The sequence below is a fragment of the Streptomyces sp. NPDC057253 genome, assembly GCF_042669125.1.
Lineage (GTDB): Bacteria > Actinomycetota > Actinomycetes > Streptomycetales > Streptomycetaceae > Streptomyces.
Genome location: NZ_JBHUXV010000043.1, coordinates 41,963 through 57,795, shown reverse-complemented (window position 1 = coordinate 57,795; position 15,833 = coordinate 41,963). Strand labels below are relative to the sequence as shown.

General features: G+C 68.0%; 20 protein-coding genes. 18 read left to right on the top strand and 2 right to left on the bottom strand.

Annotated elements, in window-relative coordinates:
• Positions 1 to 378 precede the first annotated feature (378 nt).
• From ACFULQ_RS23670 to ACFULQ_RS23660, 3 genes are all read left to right on the top strand, one after another.
• Positions 379 to 1,269: a hypothetical protein gene (locus ACFULQ_RS23670; protein ID WP_383546925.1), complete on the top strand. Its 891-nt coding sequence runs from the start codon at positions 379 to 381 to the stop codon at positions 1,267 to 1,269.
• Positions 1,270 to 1,400: 131 nt separating this feature from the next.
• Positions 1,401 to 1,868 (top strand): GntR family transcriptional regulator, encoded by a 468-nt coding sequence (locus tag ACFULQ_RS23665; RefSeq protein WP_383546923.1) that lies wholly within the window; start codon positions 1,401 to 1,403, stop codon positions 1,866 to 1,868.
• Positions 1,865 to 2,431, top strand: a complete 567-nt coding sequence (locus tag ACFULQ_RS23660) for an HD domain-containing protein (RefSeq protein WP_383546922.1) — start codon at positions 1,865 to 1,867, stop codon at positions 2,429 to 2,431. The genes ACFULQ_RS23665 and ACFULQ_RS23660 overlap by 4 nt, the downstream gene beginning before the upstream one ends.
• Here ACFULQ_RS23660 and ACFULQ_RS23655 read toward each other — a convergent pair.
• Both ACFULQ_RS23655 and ACFULQ_RS23650 read right to left on the bottom strand, forming a co-directional pair.
• On the bottom strand, positions 2,419 to 2,892 hold the full coding sequence (locus tag ACFULQ_RS23655; RefSeq protein WP_383546943.1) for an NUDIX domain-containing protein: 474 nt from the start codon (positions 2,890 to 2,892) through the stop codon (positions 2,419 to 2,421). The genes ACFULQ_RS23660 and ACFULQ_RS23655 overlap by 13 nt on opposite strands.
• A gap of 2 nt (positions 2,893 to 2,894) precedes the next feature.
• Complete coding sequence (locus tag ACFULQ_RS23650) at positions 2,895 to 3,653, bottom strand: XRE family transcriptional regulator (RefSeq protein ID WP_362671816.1); 759 nt, start codon at positions 3,651 to 3,653, stop codon at positions 2,895 to 2,897.
• A gap of 481 nt (positions 3,654 to 4,134) precedes the next feature.
• On the opposite strand from ACFULQ_RS23650, the gene ACFULQ_RS23645 reads away from it, so the two are divergent.
• The 15 genes from ACFULQ_RS23645 (at position 4,135) to ACFULQ_RS23575 (ending at position 15,799) form a co-directional block, all read left to right on the top strand.
• A complete protein-coding gene (locus ACFULQ_RS23645; protein ID WP_383546920.1) occupies positions 4,135 to 4,947 on the top strand; it encodes a DUF4097 family beta strand repeat-containing protein in 813 nt (270 codons plus the stop codon).
• 101 nt (positions 4,948 to 5,048) lie between these two features.
• The gene (locus ACFULQ_RS23640; RefSeq protein WP_284437187.1) at positions 5,049 to 5,339 is read left to right on the top strand and encodes a hypothetical protein; all 291 of its coding nucleotides are present in this window, start codon (positions 5,049 to 5,051) and stop codon (positions 5,337 to 5,339) included.
• A complete protein-coding gene (locus tag ACFULQ_RS23635) occupies positions 5,336 to 6,196 on the top strand; it encodes a protein spdB (protein WP_383546918.1) in 861 nt (286 codons plus the stop codon). Before ACFULQ_RS23640 ends, ACFULQ_RS23635 begins: the two co-directional genes overlap by 4 nt.
• Positions 6,193 to 6,564 carry an RRQRL motif-containing zinc-binding protein gene (locus ACFULQ_RS23630; RefSeq protein ID WP_383546916.1) on the top strand — a complete coding sequence of 124 codons (372 nt, stop codon included), beginning with the start codon at positions 6,193 to 6,195 and terminating at the stop codon, positions 6,562 to 6,564. Before ACFULQ_RS23635 ends, ACFULQ_RS23630 begins: the two co-directional genes overlap by 4 nt.
• Positions 6,565 to 6,647: 83 nt before the next feature.
• Complete coding sequence (locus ACFULQ_RS23625; protein WP_383546914.1) at positions 6,648 to 8,876, top strand: cell division protein FtsK; 2,229 nt, start codon at positions 6,648 to 6,650, stop codon at positions 8,874 to 8,876.
• A gap of 141 nt (positions 8,877 to 9,017) precedes the next feature.
• Positions 9,018 to 9,269 (top strand): hypothetical protein, encoded by a 252-nt coding sequence (locus ACFULQ_RS23620; protein WP_383546913.1) that lies wholly within the window; start codon positions 9,018 to 9,020, stop codon positions 9,267 to 9,269.
• A 17-nt stretch (positions 9,270 to 9,286) separates the two neighbouring features.
• Positions 9,287 to 9,481: a hypothetical protein gene (locus tag ACFULQ_RS23615; protein WP_329597851.1), complete on the top strand. Its 195-nt coding sequence runs from the start codon at positions 9,287 to 9,289 to the stop codon at positions 9,479 to 9,481.
• A 20-nt stretch (positions 9,482 to 9,501) separates the two neighbouring features.
• Positions 9,502 to 9,969, top strand: coding sequence for a hypothetical protein (locus ACFULQ_RS23610; protein ID WP_383546912.1), 468 nt, complete (start codon positions 9,502 to 9,504; stop codon positions 9,967 to 9,969).
• A gap of 14 nt (positions 9,970 to 9,983) precedes the next feature.
• Complete coding sequence (locus ACFULQ_RS23605; RefSeq protein WP_383546910.1) at positions 9,984 to 10,271, top strand: hypothetical protein; 288 nt, start codon at positions 9,984 to 9,986, stop codon at positions 10,269 to 10,271.
• Between the two features lie 90 nt (positions 10,272 to 10,361).
• Positions 10,362 to 11,120, top strand: coding sequence for a DNA methylase (locus tag ACFULQ_RS23600; RefSeq protein WP_383546908.1), 759 nt, complete (start codon positions 10,362 to 10,364; stop codon positions 11,118 to 11,120).
• A complete protein-coding gene (locus ACFULQ_RS23595) occupies positions 11,117 to 11,995 on the top strand; it encodes a bifunctional DNA primase/polymerase (protein ID WP_383546907.1) in 879 nt (292 codons plus the stop codon). Before ACFULQ_RS23600 ends, ACFULQ_RS23595 begins: the two co-directional genes overlap by 4 nt.
• Before the next feature lie 64 nt (positions 11,996 to 12,059).
• A complete protein-coding gene (locus ACFULQ_RS23590; RefSeq protein WP_383546905.1) occupies positions 12,060 to 12,314 on the top strand; it encodes a hypothetical protein in 255 nt (84 codons plus the stop codon).
• Between the two features lie 11 nt (positions 12,315 to 12,325).
• Entirely contained in the window at positions 12,326 to 13,870 is a 1,545-nt protein-coding gene (locus ACFULQ_RS23585; protein ID WP_383546941.1) for a YfjI family protein, read from the top strand.
• A gap of 338 nt (positions 13,871 to 14,208) precedes the next feature.
• A complete protein-coding gene (locus tag ACFULQ_RS23580; RefSeq protein WP_383546903.1) occupies positions 14,209 to 14,436 on the top strand; it encodes a helix-turn-helix domain-containing protein in 228 nt (75 codons plus the stop codon).
• Positions 14,437 to 14,521: 85 nt separating this feature from the next.
• Complete coding sequence (locus ACFULQ_RS23575; RefSeq protein ID WP_383546902.1) at positions 14,522 to 15,799, top strand: tyrosine-type recombinase/integrase; 1,278 nt, start codon at positions 14,522 to 14,524, stop codon at positions 15,797 to 15,799.
• Positions 15,800 to 15,833: the final 34 nt, after the last annotated feature.

Genomic DNA, 15,833 nt, shown 5'->3' with positions numbered 1-15,833 from the left:
CCACGCCAGTGCTGCCGCAAGAGTAGGCCGCGGGAGATTGAGACGGACGAAGGAAGGGACGACACCCTGTGAGGTGCCGCCCCTTCGTTGTGCCTGGTCAGGCGCTTGAGGCCGTGGCGGGAATCGAACCCACGTAACTCGCTTTGCAGGTTTGTCCGGCCTGGTCAGCGCATGATCCGGGATCGTTCGGCGGCGTTCAGACCTGTACGGATACCGGGCCCGAAGGGGCGCGGCGTACGGTTCTGAACGGCCGCGTACGGCTACGAACGAGACGGAAACTGAGACGGTGACCGGACTGCGCGGGGCTCCTTGGCCAAGTTGTACGGAGGTCCGTCAAATCGCGCGCAGGCTTGAAGTGTAGGGATCTATGATCGCGGCATGAGTGATCGACAATTTCCCACGCCGAGTAGCGACCAAGTGATCAAGGCATTGGAGCGTACGGGATTTCTGCTAGAGCAGCGGGTAGCCAAGAAGATTAGCGAAGCTAATTTTTATGTGTATACCGGCCGCGCGTATAAGGATCCGGAGGAAGGCAAGTCGAGAGAGATCGACGTTTACGCCTTCAGGGAGTTTTATGCGAACAAGGAAAGGGATATTACCGTCGGTGTCAAGCTTTTGGTTGAGTGTAAGAATTCATCCGGCCCGTACGTTGTTCTAGGTAGAAAGCCGAGTGAGAATGAGCGGACAATGCAGCCTCATGCACATACTCTGCCAGTGGAGTCTGTGAAGTATGAGACGACGGGGGGTGATGGACGGGTCCGTTTTATGAGAAAAAGCACTTGGAGCTGGCTTGGGCTGCATGATCTTCCGCACGGTCCAGGACGGGACGGAAGGAAGGGTATGCAACTTGTTAGAATGCACATGAAAAGTGGTGAATGGAATGCGGATAACGCTTCGATTTTCGACTCGCTGACCCTTCCTCTGGTGAAAGCTGTTGAGGCATTCAGGCCGATCCGTGATCTGTCAAACAGTGTCCCGTCCTTTGCTCACATGCACCTCTGTTTCCCTATTGTGGTCACTAGTGGAGAGCTTTTTTATGTCGATGCGCATGCTGACGATCCATCGGCTGAATCTGTGGAATGGGTCTCGATCGAAAGAGATATTGACATGGTTGGGGTAACTGGGAAGTTCTCGATGGATGTGGTGAGCTACAGCTCATTTAGTTCATACTTGAATGATCGGGTTGTGAAATTTGCTGAGGAGGTCGCCGCCGTTGTTGGTAATGACCCAGAAAAGATTAGGACTCGCGAGATTCCGCCGCCAGAGTAGGTGAAATGGGCATTGGGTAGATGAGTTGCATTTTCGCAAGCTCGAACGCTGAGCTACTGGAGTGCTCTGGATCGGACGTTCAGCATGGCACGCTTGACCCTGACGGCGGGAGACGCGGACAGGGAGGGTGAGTGTCGCAGCAAGCAAGCCCGCGCGGGACTTTTCAGAAGATCGCGCGCCTGCTCAAGGCGCAGATCGACGCGGACCCGGAGATGTCGGAAGTACCGTCGGTCGCGGCGGTCATGAACGATCACGGAGTCTCGCGCGGGGTGGTTCTCCGGGCGTTCGCGGTGCTTCAGCAGGAAGGCGCTGCGGAGCCGGTGCCGGGCGGACGCTGGCGTGTGGTCAGGGAAGGACAGCGAACCGACCGCCGACCCCTCGCGGAACGGCTCACTGACGTTTTCGAGGATGACGGCCTTGAGGTCGGGGCAACCTTCCCCAGCGCTTCCGCACTGTGCGAGAGGTTCGATGTCTCGCGTCCGACGGTGACTAAAGCGCTGGAGAAGCTGGAAGCCGCAGGGTGGCTGTCCGGAGGGGGGCAGGGCAAGGCACGGACCGTGCGGGCCCTGCCGAATCGAGAGGAGAGTTCCTCGCTGTGACGGGACTGACGGAGTGGGCCTACCCGCTCGCCGAATCGCTGCTAGCCGACCCGCTGCCGCGTCGCTGGAAGCACTCGGTCGGAGTCGCTGAGCGCGCACGCACCATCGCGCCGATCCTCGGCGCGGACGCGGAGCTGTTGGAGGCGGCTGCGGTCCTGCACGACATCGGTTACGCACCGGACCTCGCCAAGACGGGATTCCACCCGCTTGACGGGGCCCGTTACCTCAGAGATGTCGCGGATGCTGATGCGCGGATCGTGCGCCTAGTCGCCCACCACTCCTGTTCATGGATGGAGGCGGACGCCCGGGGGCTACGCGAGGAACTTGAGGGTGAGTTCGCGAGAGAGAGCGCTGAGCTCAATGACGCGCTCTGCTACTGCGACATGAACACCACTCCGGACGGGACACCCACGAATCCCGTGGACCGCGTCAACGAGATCGCCGGCCGCTACGGGCCGGACAGCCTGATCGGTACGTTCATCCGTCGTGCCGAACCGGAGATCCTCGCGAGTACATCGCGTGTGCTCGAACGGGTCGCCGCCGCGAAGCGTCAGCCGATGTAGGGAGTTAGGCGAGCCCGGTCCATGGCGTGCTCAATCCTGAGGCGCATGGTGGGGTGGACGTCCAACGTCGACAGGTCCGATGGGTCCACCCATCGGACCTGCGTCGTCTCGTTGCTCGTACGCACCTCGCCGCCGACCGGCCGTGCGCGGAAGCAGATGCTGAACTGCTGCCGGACCTCGCCGTCGTCGTACTTCATCACGTGGCCCGGGTCGGTGTAGATCCCGGACATGTCGACGACTTCCGCCTTGATGCCGGTCTCTTCCCACACCTCGCGCACCACCGTGTGACTGATCGACTCGCCCACGTCATGGCCGCCCCCTGGCAGTGCCCACCGCCCGTTGTCAGAGCGCTGGATCATCAGCACCTGGCCCGCGTCGTTCTGTACGAACGCGACGACCGAGGGCACAACCGAGTTGGCCGGCGGGGCGTCCGGGTCGTGCAAGTAGTCGATGCGTCCCATGCTCAAGCTCCCATGATGTCGAGTTCGGTTACTGGCCTGGCACCTTCCCAGGTCTGTTGAACGCTGTTGGCGAAGGTGTCGAACAGACTGCCTCCGGGGAGTCGCCGCAGGTGGAGGACGGGCGCCATGTAGGCACCGATGCCGTACACGTGGGTGTTGGCCAACATCTCGTCATCGGCGCGGTAAATCGAGTTGTAGAGCACGGTGTCGTGCAAGCGAAAGGCTATTTCGGGGTGGCTCGTGAACAGCGGACGATAGTTGACCAGCGCATTCCGAATCTTGCCGCCCATGATGCGGTGCCCTTCGTCGATGCCGCGTCGGATGACGGCTTCGCACTCCGGATCGCCCATGAGTACTCGAATGCGGACGCCGCTCTTGGCCTTCTCCTTCAAGGTCGAGAAGAAGAGAGGGTCCTCCGCCAGGTAGATACCGGCGTACACAAGAATGTCGATGCGCTCGGTGGCCCGCTCGCACATCTCCCGCCAGAGGCTTGACGGCACGACGTGCCGATGCGGGTAGACAGCCGTGATCTCGGCTTTGCTCAGGTCAGCCGCTGACTCCTGAGTCCGGGAGTCCTCCCACAGCGTCGTGACGTCGACCTTGAGCGCTGCGGCGGTCGCGTACTGGTGTCGCCGGTACGGAACCTTCCCCTTGGTGATCCACCGTTCGACGGTCTTCGGGTTCACGTCGATCTCTTCGGCCAGTGCCTGAATCGTCATGCCGCTCGCCAACAAGGCAGACCGCAAACGCTCGTTGGACATCTGCACCCCCGGTGGGACGTCTTGGGACCTCTTGAAGGTATCCGGACGTCCTTGAGGTGTCCACGTAGGGGGTGACCAAGTCCCCTGACCTGGGGCGATTCTGATTGTGCGCCAAGAAGTCCCGGCGCGAAGCGCAAGAGGTTCCGTCGCGGTACTTGACGGACTCCTATGCAGTACCTGTAAAACAGGTACTGCAACGTCCGAAGGAAAGCCCGCAGGGGTGAGTACGAAGGCAGCGTCCGTTCCTTGAGAACTCAACAGCGTGCTTGATTGGCGGGGCTCGACCCCGCCCCCGTGACGGCCGGGTGAGGTCCGTCGGCCCCGGTATCCAGCCGTGAGGGCGCGAGATCGGATCTCGCCCGGGGCACTTGGCCCGCCGCCTTCGCGGCGTTGGCCTGCTTACCGAGCCCGGCGGCACTCCCGGACAGGACAGCCCGCCGCGCTCGGTCTCCCATCCCGACCCAGTCAGGAGCAGTAGCCCATGACCGAGCGCATCATCCCCGTGGACGTCGTCGGCCCGATCGCCCTGGATCTGGCGATGAACGCCGGCAGTATCCGTGTCGCCGTCGACCCGGCGCTGAAGCAGGCGCGCATGGTGCTGACAACGGAGGCGACCTCCGGCCCGTCGGCCGATGCGATCCGCGACACCACCGTCAGCCTCACCGGGCAGAACCTTCGGGTCCGCGTCCCCGACGTGGCCGGCGGCATGGGTGGTAGCACCACGATCCGGGTGGGCGGCAACACCATGACGTTCTCTGGCGGCAACGGCGTGCAGATCGTGAACGGCAACGTCCACATCACCGGCCACGGCGGCGGCAAGGTGTTCGTCAACGGCCGCGAGGTCACCGCCACCGGTCCGGCCGGGGACGCGGTCACCCCGATCACCGCCGCGATCCACCTGCCCGCCAAGTCGGTGGCCGCGATCAGTACCAACAGCGCGAACACCGTCGTCACCGGCACGCTCGCGCGGCTGGAGTACGACGGCACCTCCGGAACGCTGACCGCTGAGCGGGTCGGCGACCTGGAAGCCGTCGTCACGTCCGGCAGCGTCATCGTCGGCGAGGTCAGCGGCCCGCTGGACATCAACCTCACCTCGGGCAACGTCAACGTCGGCGCCTACAGCGGCCACTGTGCCCGGCTGAACCTCACCTCCGGCAACGTCCGCATGGCCGCGACCGCGCAGGCCACCGGCCGTCTGTCCGTGAACGCCACCTCCGGCAGCGTCCGCGTCACCGGCGCGGGTCACTTGGACGTCCGCCGTCGGGTGACCAGCGGCCACGTGCAGATCAGCTAGTCCCCTCACTCCCCTTCTTCGTGGGGCGGTCGCACTCCCGGACAGGACAGCCGACCGCCCCGCTTCCCCGACGTAGCACTGAGGAGAGACCCACCATGCGTATGCGCACTTTCGTCGCCGGCCAGGAAGCGCACGGCGACCTGGAGTTCGCGGAACTGGCGCTCGGTATCGACGTCGACCTGTTCCGGGGCCCGCTGGAGTTCGAGACGGACGGCGAGCGTGCCGCCCGTCAGGACGCGGCCCGTGACGTCCTCGCCGACCTGGTTGCGGAGGCGGAGGCCGGTGACGAGATCGCCGGTTGGGACGCCCTGTACGCCGACGCGCTGACCCGCACTGTGCCGTTCCTGCGTTCCGTGCGCGGCCACCGGGCCGGGACGGGGGAAGCGGCATGAGGGCCAAGACCGTACTGCCCGCCGTCGCGATGACGGCGGTGTCCATGGTGCTCACTCTGGCCGTGGTCATGATGTGGCTGGGCACGGCCGTGCCGTGGCCGGTCGCCCTGGTCGTCGGACTCGGCATCGACGGGGGATGGCTCGCCACCCTCGCCTACGAACGGCGCCTCGCCGCGCAGGGCGACCACAGCCGGATCGTCACCGCGGTCGGCTGGTTCTTCGGTCTGATCGCGGCCGGTGTCCTGGTCGCCCACGCGCTGACCGCCGAACAGTCGGCCGGCGCGTGGCTGGCCGTGGCGTGGCTGCCGATCGCCGCGAAGGCGCTGTGGCTGGTTCACGGACTGTGGGAGCGCACCGCGCTCACCACCGCCGCCCTGGACGCGATCCGGGGCATTCAGCAAGAGGCGCGGGATGAGGCGGCCGTGGCGCGGGCCCGGCTGCGGGCGGACGCGGCGACCGAGGAGACCCGGCTGACGGCCGTGACGGGGGCCGGTGCCCGCGTCGCCCGCGTACAGGCCAAGACCGCAAAGACCCTCTCGCGGGCGTGGTCGACGCTGGAAGAGGCACGGCAGGGCGAGGACACCGGCAGGGCGCTGACCAGCGTGACGAGCCGCGTCCCACCCGACGTCACGCCCCGCTGGGAGCTCCCGGTGTGGGGTCCCACCGAACCGGTCCCCGCCCTGTCTCTGGAGTCGGGCCCGGCGCTCACCGACGCGGCCCTTGACGCGCTGGTCGACGGGATCACCCACAGCGAGACCCCGGCTCTGTCGTATCGCGAGATGGCGGCCCGGTTTCGCCAGGCCGGTCATTCCGCCTCCGAGGTCCGGTTGCGGGCCGCGTGGAAGCGCGTGGCGTGAGCGTGCGGTTCTGGGACCCGGACGGCATCAAGTTCGGTATCCCCACCTACCCGTGGCGCCTGGCCCCGGACGGCTTGGCCACCCGCCGACAGCTCCGCATCCGTGGATTGCGCCCGGGTGGCCAGGACATCGCGGCGCAGGTCCTGCGCCGGCGTCGCCGTCGGGAGCCGCTGACCGCGTACCTGTACCGCGTCGACCTCGCCCTGCCGGTGCGGCCGATGACCCCGGCCCGGTGGGCGGCCCTCGCCAAAGCCAATGCCGCTCGCCGCCGCTGCCCCGAGTGCCACCAAGACGCCGGATACGTCATCCCGCCCACGCTCGGCATGTGCGTGACCTGCGTCTATCCCGAGGAACAGCGCGCCGCTTGAACCACCCCGGCTCCCGGGTCCGGCCGCCCACCTTCCACAGCAAGCCGACCGGACCCTTCGACTCCCCAAGGAGTGCGTACATCGTGACGGAAAACCCCGAGTTCCCGCCCCGGGACGACCCGGAGACCACCGACGAACGGACGGCTGAGGTACTGCCGTTCCCGCTGAAGAAGAACGACCCCGCGCCGGCCGCCGCTCCCAGCGAGGGCGAGGCCAAGCCGGGGGAGTGGGAGGCCGAACTCCCCGACACCGACGACCCCGAGGCCGAAGGGCTGACCGACGGGGCGCCGGTGGACCCGCCGCGCGAGGTCTACCCGCCCTCGGCCGCGGAATGGATGGAGGCCAAGGACAAGGCCCGTCTGCCGGTCCTGCCGGACTGGGTCAAGCTGCCTGACCAGCGCACGGCGGTGCGTAAGTGGGCGGTGCGGCACTACTCGGCTGTGGTCGGCTACCACGCCGTGCGCCTGCCCTGCATCTACACCCCGAAGGTGCTGTTCTACTCGCCGCGTGGGGCGTGGCGCTGGTCGGCCGCGATCGGCCGGTGGGTGTTCGACGCGGAGGGCAAGTCGCTGCGGCTCGCGTCGGTGGCGAACGAGGACGCGGCGGAGTACCTGAAGCTGTCGCGGCAGCGCAACGACCGCGTCCGTCTGCGGGGCATCGTCGCCTTCCTTGGCGGAGTCGTCGGCCTCACCGCCGCCTTGACCCTGTTCGTCATGGCGCCGTCCTGGCTGCTGTTGCTGGCCGTGGCGACACTGACGACCACGCTCGGGGCGGTCGGAGCGCCGGCCGACCGGCCGCTCATCGACATGGCCAAGGTGACCTTCCGCAAGCGGCGGCTGTCCAGTGACATCGTCATCCGCGCGCATGAGGCGTCCGGGCTGACCACCAAGGATCAGACCATCGCGTTCCCGCGGCCGATCGGCCGGGACGGCGACGGTTGGCGGGTCGTGGTGGATCTGCCATACGGCAAGACCTTCGAGGACGCGGTGAAGGCTCACGCCCGGCTCGCCTCCGGTATGGACATCGCCCCCACTCAGCTCTTCCTCGACAAGGACGAGACGAGCGGGCGGCGGGTGTCGTACTGGATCGCCGACCGTGACCCGCTCGCCGTCCCGTCGGGCAAGTCCCCGCTGCTCGGGGCAACCAGGGTGGACTTCTGGAAGCCGTTCCCGTGGGGTGTCGACGAGCGCGGCAACCCGGTCATGGCCACGATGCTGTGGCTGTCGCTGCTGGTCGGCGCCGTCCCGAGGCAGGGCAAGACGTTCTCTGCCCGCACGATCGCCCTGGCCGCCGCGCTGGACCCGTACGTGCGCCTGTACGTGTTCGACGGCAAGGCGTCCCCGGACTGGCGCAAGTTCGCGCTGGTCGCGCACCGCATCGGGTTCGGCATCGTGCCCAAGAACGGGTTCGACCCCGTGCAGCACCTGCTGACCTCGCTGCGGGAACTCAAGGCGGACGTCGAAGACCGCTACCACCGGCTCTCCGAACTGCCGCTGCACGTCTGCCCGGAGGGCAAGCTCACCCCGGAGATCAGCCGGGACAAGAAGCTGAACATGCCCCTGACCCTGTTCGTGATCGATGAGGTGCAGGAGTACCTGACCCACCCCGAGCACGGCAAGGAGATCCTGTCCCTCATGGTCTACCTCGCCCGGGTCGCCCCCGCGGTGGGTGTCTCGGTGATGACGGCGACGCAGAAGCCGGACGACAAGGCGTGCCCCTCCGAGCTGCGTGACCAGCACCAGGCCCGGTTCGCGCTGCGGGTCGGCGCCTACCAGGTCTCCGACACGATCCTCGGTGCTGGGTCCTACAGCGAGGGCTTGGACGCATCCAAGCTGCTCAAGTCCCACAAGGGCGTTGGCCTGCTCAAGGGCATGTCCGATGACTCCGGGATCGTGCGCACCTACCTCGCCGACGGCCGCGACGCCGAACGCATCCTCACCCGCGCGGCAGCGCTGCGCGAGGCGGAGGGCACGCTGACCGGTGACGCGGTCGGCGAGGCCCCGGCCCCGGAGGTGTCCGCGACGATCCTGGACGACGTCGCGTCCGTGCTGGGCAAGGGCGAGGCCAAGGTGTGGTCCGAGACCATCGTCGACCGCCTCGCCGACCTGCGCCCCGACGTCTACGGCCCGTGGGCCGAACTGGAGCCCAAGCCCAAGGCCGAAGCGCTCACCGCAGCGCTCAAGCCGTTCGGCATCGGCACCATGCAGATCAGCCGACGCATCGACGGCGAACAGGTCAACAAGCGCGGCATCAAGCGCGACGACATCGCCACCGCGATTACGCAGCGCAACGAAAAGCGGGACGCCGGATAGGCCTCACAGCCTGCTACCGGTAGCGGCATGCGTCGCTACCGGTAGCAACCCTGCTAGCGACCAAAACCGCCCCTGATCAGGCCGCTAGCAGATAGCAGCCCACCTGCAGAAACCCCCGAAAACCCGCCTGAGAGGCCCCTGATGAGCCTTCCCCTCCTTACTGTCGCCTGCCTACTCGCCGTCACACTCGGTTACAGCGTCAAGTGCTGGCTGAGCCCGTTCGGCGACTGCCGCCGCTGCCACGGCATGGGCCACGGCTTCAAGACCGACCGCAAGGGCCGCACCAAACGCGGCAAGGACTGCCGCCGCTGCGACGCCACCGGCAAGCGCATACGCGTCGGCCGCTGGATCTACAACCGCGCCGCGCGCACCTACCGCGCCGGCACCCGCTGACCCCCTCCGGAGGACCGATGGTCATCACCATCCCGCTCGTTCTGCTGCTCGGCATCGGCGCTCTTCTGCTGCTGCGCTTCAAGGCCGTCGGCTTCGGCGCGGCCGTCGCCGTCGCCCTGTTCGGCTTCTACCTCGCCAACACCGGCGCGGCCGACACCGTCAACCAGCTCGTTGCCGCCGTCACCGGCGCCCTCGCCGACATCGGCCGCTGACCCAAAGGGAGACCAGCACCGTGAACGAACCCACCGCGTACGACCGTCCGGCGGGGCACACCACGGCGGCCGTGGAGGTCCACACCCCCACCCCGATCGCCCCCACGCACACCACCCCGCTCGTTCCCGTGCAGCCGGGCGCGATCCCGTCCGTGGCGAGCATCCTTCTGCCGGACGGCCGCGTCGTCACCGGCTACGCCATCAACTCGGCGCAGCCCGAACCCCTCGCCGCCAAGCCGCTCGTCTCCCGGGCGGCCGTCAACGTCGCCCTCGAGGGCGTCGGGTTCCTCGCCGTGTGCGGCGGCCTGCTCCTGCTCACCACGTTCATCACCGCCCTGACGGCGCTGATCACACAGCTCATCACCCTCGCCGCCGTCATCTTCGGCGGATACGTCGCCGTGCAGATCTTCAAGCCCAGCGAGGCCAAGAGCGGCAACACCTTCCACATCCGCAAGGCCGTGTTCAAGCGCAACCACTTCAACGGCTGACAGGAGAACCGTTCATGCCCCGACTGCGCATCCAGGTCGCCTACTGGCCCCGGGCCCTGATCCTGACCGACACCCCCAACCCCAACTGCGCCGACTGCAAGGGCGAGAGCGGGTTCACGTACGACTACGGCGACCACACCGGCGAGTACGCCGGTACCAACTGGGAGCCCTGCGGCTGCTGGAACGAGACCCGGCGCTGGGTCCTGCTTCCCCTGCCGCGCCGGCCCCGGTGGCTGCGTCGCCGTGACAGCGGCCGAGACCCGTGGGGGCCCGGCGGCTACAGCAACGAACCGCCCTTCTAGCTCTGCCCGTGGGCGGCGGCACTCCCGGACAGGACAGCCCGCCGCCCACGGTCTCCGTATCCCGACGTAGCAGAACAGGAGACCTACAGCATGACCCAACCGCGCGCTTTCGGCGAGGGCCTCATGGCCCTTGCCACCCGTTCGGGGCGAGAGTCCCGGCCGCGTCTGCTGGATCTTTTCTCGTGTGCTGGTGGTGCCGCCGTGGGCTACCACAGGAGCGGGTTCGCGGTCGACGGCTGCGACATCGCCGACCGCCCCAACTACCCCTTCCCCTACCACCACGGCGACGCGCTCACCTACCTCGCCGCCCTGATCGAGTCGGGCGAGATCCGGCGGTACGCGTTCGTTCACGCCTCCCCGCCGTGCCAGCACGGATGCGCGCTCACCGTGGGCACCAACGCCTCGCAAGGATGGGGCCGCTCCCATGTCGACCTCGTGGCGCCCACCCGAGATCTCTTGGACGCGACCGGTCTGCCGTACGTGATGGAACAGCCCAACGGCCGCGCGAAGATTCGCAAGGATCTGACGCTGTGCGGCGAAATGTTCGGGCTTGGAGTGATCCGGCACCGCAACTTCGAGTTGGGCGGATGGACGGCCGCACGGCCGGCGCACGTCCCGCACCGTGGCCGCGTACGTGGCTACCGGCACGGCCGCTTCTACGACGGCCCCTATGTCGCCGCGTACGGCAACGGCGGCGGCAAGCCCACCATCCCTGAACTCCAGACCGCCATGGGCATCACGTGGACCGACGTCCGCGAGGAACTGACCGAGGCGATCCCGCCCGCCTACACGGAGTTCATCGGCCGCGCCTACCTCACCACCACGGCGACGCTGGGGGCGGCGGCATGAGCGCGACCACCGAACCCCTGCACGTCGCCCTCGCCCTCGCGGCGGCCGGCGTCCCGGTCCTGCCCCTGCGACGCGGCAAGGTCCCGTTCGGCAACTGCCGCACCTGCAAGGACAACGCATGCGGCGGACGGCCCCACATGAAGGCGGCCGGTCCCTGCCGGTGCCCCGCACCGTGCCACGCATGGGCCGCCGCCACCACCGACCCGCACGTGATCACCTCGCCCACGTGGGCGACCGTGTGGCGTGAGGCGGTGGCGATCGCCTACCACCCCGGAGGGGCCGGGCTGACCGTCGTCGACCTGGACAACGCGGCGGCCGTCGACTGGGCCCGCGCCACCCTGCCCGCCACCCGCATCGTGCCGACCACGCGCGGCGAACACTGGCTCTACCTGGGTGCCATGCCGTCGGCGAACGCGGTCCGGCCCGGTGTGGACGTCAAGTCGCTAGCACAGTACGCCCGTTGGCTCGGTCCCGGAACCGGCCGCATGGCGCCTCTGACGGCCGCCGTGCGCGCCCTGGTGGTGAAGGAAGACACCACCCCCGCCCCGCGCGGGGTGGCCTCTTCTCTCCCCGTCCGCGCCCCGTGGTCGCGAGAGGTTGCCACAGGGTGCCGTCACACCGGCGCCTATGTCCGCGCCGGACTGGAACGCGGCCTCGCCCTCGTACGCGCGCGCACCGAATCCGGCGCAGGCTCACAGGCGTTCGGCGTCGCCCGGTTCCTCGCGGCACAGCACACCGCGTGCCCGGGGCCGTGCGGCCTCGCCGCGATCGGCGAGGAGATCGTGACCGCCGCCGTCTCCGTCGGCGTCCCCGAGGCGTACGCGCGCCGCGCGGTCGCCAATGGCCTTGAGGCGGCTGTGGAGCGCGCGGCATGAAAAAGCATCCCGAAACTCCACGAACGGCCCTCAGGGCGCCGCACAGGGCACGCTACGGCCGACCGTGGGCGAACCGAAGGGCGCCGCCCGCAAGGGCGTCCTTTCTGCTGTTGGCTCTGACCCGCACACGGTCACCGTCACCGGCATCGCCCCGGGACTCCACCTCCAGTTGGAGGGCATCCCCGTCGCCGACTGGCTCTGTGCCTGCGGGCAGCACGAACGCGCCCGGGGCCGCGCCGCCGTTGCCCGGCTGACCGCCCGCGTCATCGTCGGCATCTGCCCCCACACCATCACCGCCGAAGGGAGGACGGCCTCATGACTCCACAGCCTGTGGACAGCCCCGACCTGTGGGCCGGACTGCCCACCCTGGAAGACCCGCCCGGCGAGGACGCGGCGCCGGAGGTGTGGGAGGACCCCATTCCCCTCACCGGCCGCCGCGAGCGCCCGCCTTTTCCCGCCCACGTCCTGCCCGCCTGGCTGGGGGAGTTCGTGACCGCCGTAGCTGAGGAGACGCAGACCCCGGTGGACCTAGCCGGATCGATCGCGCTGGCCGTGCTGGCCACGGCGGCCGGCGGCCGGTCCGTGGTCCACGTGCGCGGCAACTGGCGCGAGCCCACCAACCTCTACACCGTGGTCGCGCTCCCGCCCGCCAACCGCAAGTCAGCCGTCTTCGCCCTGCTGACCAACCCCCTGTATGAGGCGGAGAAGCAGCTCAAGACCGCGATGAAGCCGGTCATCGTGGAAGCGGAGCTGACCGCCCGCCTGGCCAAGGAAGCGGCCGACAGGGCCGCCGCCAAGGCCGCGTCCGCCGACGGCGACAAGCGCGACGACATGGTGGCCACCGCCGTGGGCCTCGCTCAGACCGCCGACACGCTCACGGTCCCGGCCGAACCGGTGCTGCTGGCCGATGACTCGACACCCGAGACGGTCACCTCCCTCATGGCCGAACAGGGCGGGCGGCTGTCGGTGATGAGCGCTGAGGGCGGCATCTTCGACATCATCGCCGGCCGCTACTCCGGCGCCCCCAACATGGAAGTCTTCCTCAAGGGGCATGCCGGGGACCGGCTGAGGGTCAACCGGCAGACCCGCCGCGAGTACATCGACGCCCCCGCCCTGACCATCGGCCTCGCCGTACAGCCAGACGTCCTCAAGGACATCGGCAAGGTGAAGGGATTCGAGGGACGCGGCCTGCTGGCCCGCTTCCTGTACTCCCTGCCGGTGTCCACGGTCGGTGACCGAGAGATCATCACCGACCCGGTGCCGGAAGAGACGTCCGCCACCTACAGCGCCCGGGTCATTGATCTGACGCTGTCGCTGGCGGAGTGGACCGACCCGGCCGTCATCCAGCTCACCCCCGAGGCGGACGCGGGCCTGATCGCCTATCAGAAGCGCATCGAACCGCAGCTCAAGGCACGCGGGGGCAAGCTGGGCCACATCTCCAACTGGGCCGGAAAGCTTGCCGGGGCGACCGCCCGCATGGCCGCGCTGCTGCACCTCGCCGCACACGGCGGCAACGGCTACGCCCACCCCGTCACCGCCGACACCATGAACGCGGCCATCGAGTTGGGGGACTATTACACCGCCCATGCACTCGCCGTGTTCGACGTCATGGGCGCCGATCCGGTCCTGTCCCGCGCCCGCAGCGTCCTGGAAGCGCTGCGAGACAACGGATGGGAGGACGTCAGCCGACGGGACGTCTTCAGCGGCCTGTCTCGCAGCGAGGTTCCCACCGTCGCCGACCTGGAACCGGCCCTCGCATTGCTGGAAGACCACGGATACCTACGGTCCTACCAGCCGGAGCGCACCGGCAAGCGCGGACGTCCCCCGGCACCTCGCCTACAGGCCCATCCGTCATTGCGCCACGGAGGCCGGTGAATCCCGTCCGCGCACACAACCCCCTCGCACAAATCGCAAAATCGCAGAAAACACCGGGCACCCCCGCTGACCTGCGACGGGCCCCATGCCGACCCCGGACGGGGGCTCGTCGCACAATCCCGTGATATTCCGCAAAAAACCGAGCACCACCCCGCCCACGGGACCGGCTGTCGTCCGCCCCTGATTTTTGCGGAATATCGCGGGTTTCTGCGGAGCGTCGCCCGTCACCACCCGTACGCCGCATCACCGCAGGTCAACGGCCCTCCATCGGGTTTCTGCGGATTTTGCGGTTTGTGCGGCGGCACTTGCCCATGAACTCAGCCTCACAGGAGTGAGCCGTGGACGAACCCACCACCCTTCCCCTCGCCCCGACCGAAGACCCGACTCTCGTCCTCCTCAAGGTCGAAGAGGCCGCCCGTCGACTCCGCATCGGCCGGACCACGTGCTACGCGCTCATCCGCTCCGGAGAGCTGGAGTCCGTACCCGTCGGCCGCCTCCGTCGCGTCCCCGCCGACGCGCTGGCCGTATACGTCGCCCGCCTCCGCGCCGCCCAACGCGCCGCTTAACGACGCCCGGGGCGGCGGCACTCCCGGACAGGACAGCCCGCCGCCCCGGTTCCCATCCCGACACGCAAGAAACAGGAGCCTGCCTGTGGCAGAGGACAAGAAGAAGCGAACCCGACAGCCCAACGGCCGCAGCTCGATCTACTTCAGCAAGGACGGCAAATGGCACGGCCGCGTCACCGTCGGCATCCGCGACGACGGCACGCCGGATCGGCGCCATGTCGAACGCAAGACCCGCGCCGAAGTGACCGCCGCTGTACGCGAGTTGGAGAAGCAGCGGGACGCCAAGACCGTGAAGAAGCCCGGCAAGGCGTGGACAGTCAAGGCGTGGCTGACGCACTGGATTGAGAACGTCGCGCCCCTCGCCGTCAACGACAACACGATGGTCGGGTACGGCGTCGCCGTGCGGAAACACCTGATTCCCGGTTTGGGGGCTCACCGTCTCGACAGGCTCAAGCCCGAGCACATCGAGGCTTTCTACGCGAAGATGCAGGCCAACGGCAGCAAGCCCGCTACCGCTCACCAGGCGCACCGTACCCTGCGCACTGCCCTCAATGAGGCCGTTCGGCGCGGTCATCTCGGCAAGAACCCCGTTCAGTTGGCCAAGGCGCCGAAGACGGGGGAATACGAGGTGGAGCCCTACAGCGTCCAAGAGGTACAGCGGTTGCTCAAGGCCGCTGACCAGCACCGCAACTCCGCTCGCTGGGCCGTCGCCCTCGCCCTCGGACTGCGGCAGGGGGAGGTGCTCGGTCTGAGGTGGGAGGACGTGGACCTTGACGGTGGGTTCCTTGTGGTCCGGCGTAGTCGGCACCGGCCGCAGTACGCCCACGGGTGCGTGGACCCCTGCGGGCGCAAGGCGGCCGGATACTGCCCGCAGAGGCGTCGCACGAACCCGGAGTTGGCCACCACCAAATCGCGCGCCGGCCGCCGCGCCGTAGGTCTCCCCGAACAGCTCGTTGACCTACTCCGCGCCCACCTCAAGGCGCAGGAAGAGGAGCGGCAGGCGGCCGGAAAGCGATGGGTCGAGAACGGCCTGGTATTCCCGGACGAGCACGGCCGTAGCCCGTCCCACCGCCGGGATTGGTCCGAGTGGAAGGCTCTTCTGGCAGAGGCGAAAGTGCGGGACGGGCGTCTGCACGACGCACGCCACACGGCCGCGACGGTCCTGTTGATCCTCGGTGTCCCCGAGCGGGCCGTCATGGGGCTCATGGGATGGTCGACCACTGCCATGGCTGCCCGGTATCAGCACATGGTGGACGCCGTGCGGGCTGATGTCGCGAGGCAGGTAGACGGTCTGATTTGGAAGACCGAGACGAAGCGGGCGGACGATACCGGCGACGGACTGCCAGGTAGTTCCTCTGTCTGATGATGAACTGAGAGCGGCAGCTCGAAGCTGCCGC

What these genes read in the sequence shown, in the direction of transcription:
- ACFULQ_RS23635 (WP_383546918.1), top strand. Translation starts at nt 5,336, where the DNA reads ATGAGGGCCAAGACCGTACTGCCCGCCGTCGCGATGACGGCGGTGTCC.
- ACFULQ_RS23640 (WP_284437187.1), top strand. Translation starts at nt 5,049, where the DNA reads ATGCGCACTTTCGTCGCCGGCCAGGAAGCGCACGGCGACCTGGAGTTC.
- ACFULQ_RS23650 (WP_362671816.1), bottom strand. Translation starts at nt 3,653, where the DNA reads ATGTCCAACGAGCGTTTGCGGTCTGCCTTGTTGGCGAGCGGCATGACG.
- ACFULQ_RS23605 (WP_383546910.1), top strand. Translation starts at nt 9,984, where the DNA reads ATGCCCCGACTGCGCATCCAGGTCGCCTACTGGCCCCGGGCCCTGATC.
- ACFULQ_RS23655 (WP_383546943.1), bottom strand. Translation starts at nt 2,892, where the DNA reads ATGGGACGCATCGACTACTTGCACGACCCGGACGCCCCGCCGGCCAAC.
- ACFULQ_RS23595 (WP_383546907.1), top strand. Translation starts at nt 11,117, where the DNA reads ATGAGCGCGACCACCGAACCCCTGCACGTCGCCCTCGCCCTCGCGGCG.
- ACFULQ_RS23645 (WP_383546920.1), top strand. Translation starts at nt 4,135, where the DNA reads ATGACCGAGCGCATCATCCCCGTGGACGTCGTCGGCCCGATCGCCCTG.
- ACFULQ_RS23600 (WP_383546908.1), top strand. Translation starts at nt 10,362, where the DNA reads ATGACCCAACCGCGCGCTTTCGGCGAGGGCCTCATGGCCCTTGCCACC.
- ACFULQ_RS23615 (WP_329597851.1), top strand. Translation starts at nt 9,287, where the DNA reads ATGGTCATCACCATCCCGCTCGTTCTGCTGCTCGGCATCGGCGCTCTT.
- ACFULQ_RS23670 (WP_383546925.1), top strand. Translation starts at nt 379, where the DNA reads ATGAGTGATCGACAATTTCCCACGCCGAGTAGCGACCAAGTGATCAAG.
- ACFULQ_RS23620 (WP_383546913.1), top strand. Translation starts at nt 9,018, where the DNA reads ATGAGCCTTCCCCTCCTTACTGTCGCCTGCCTACTCGCCGTCACACTC.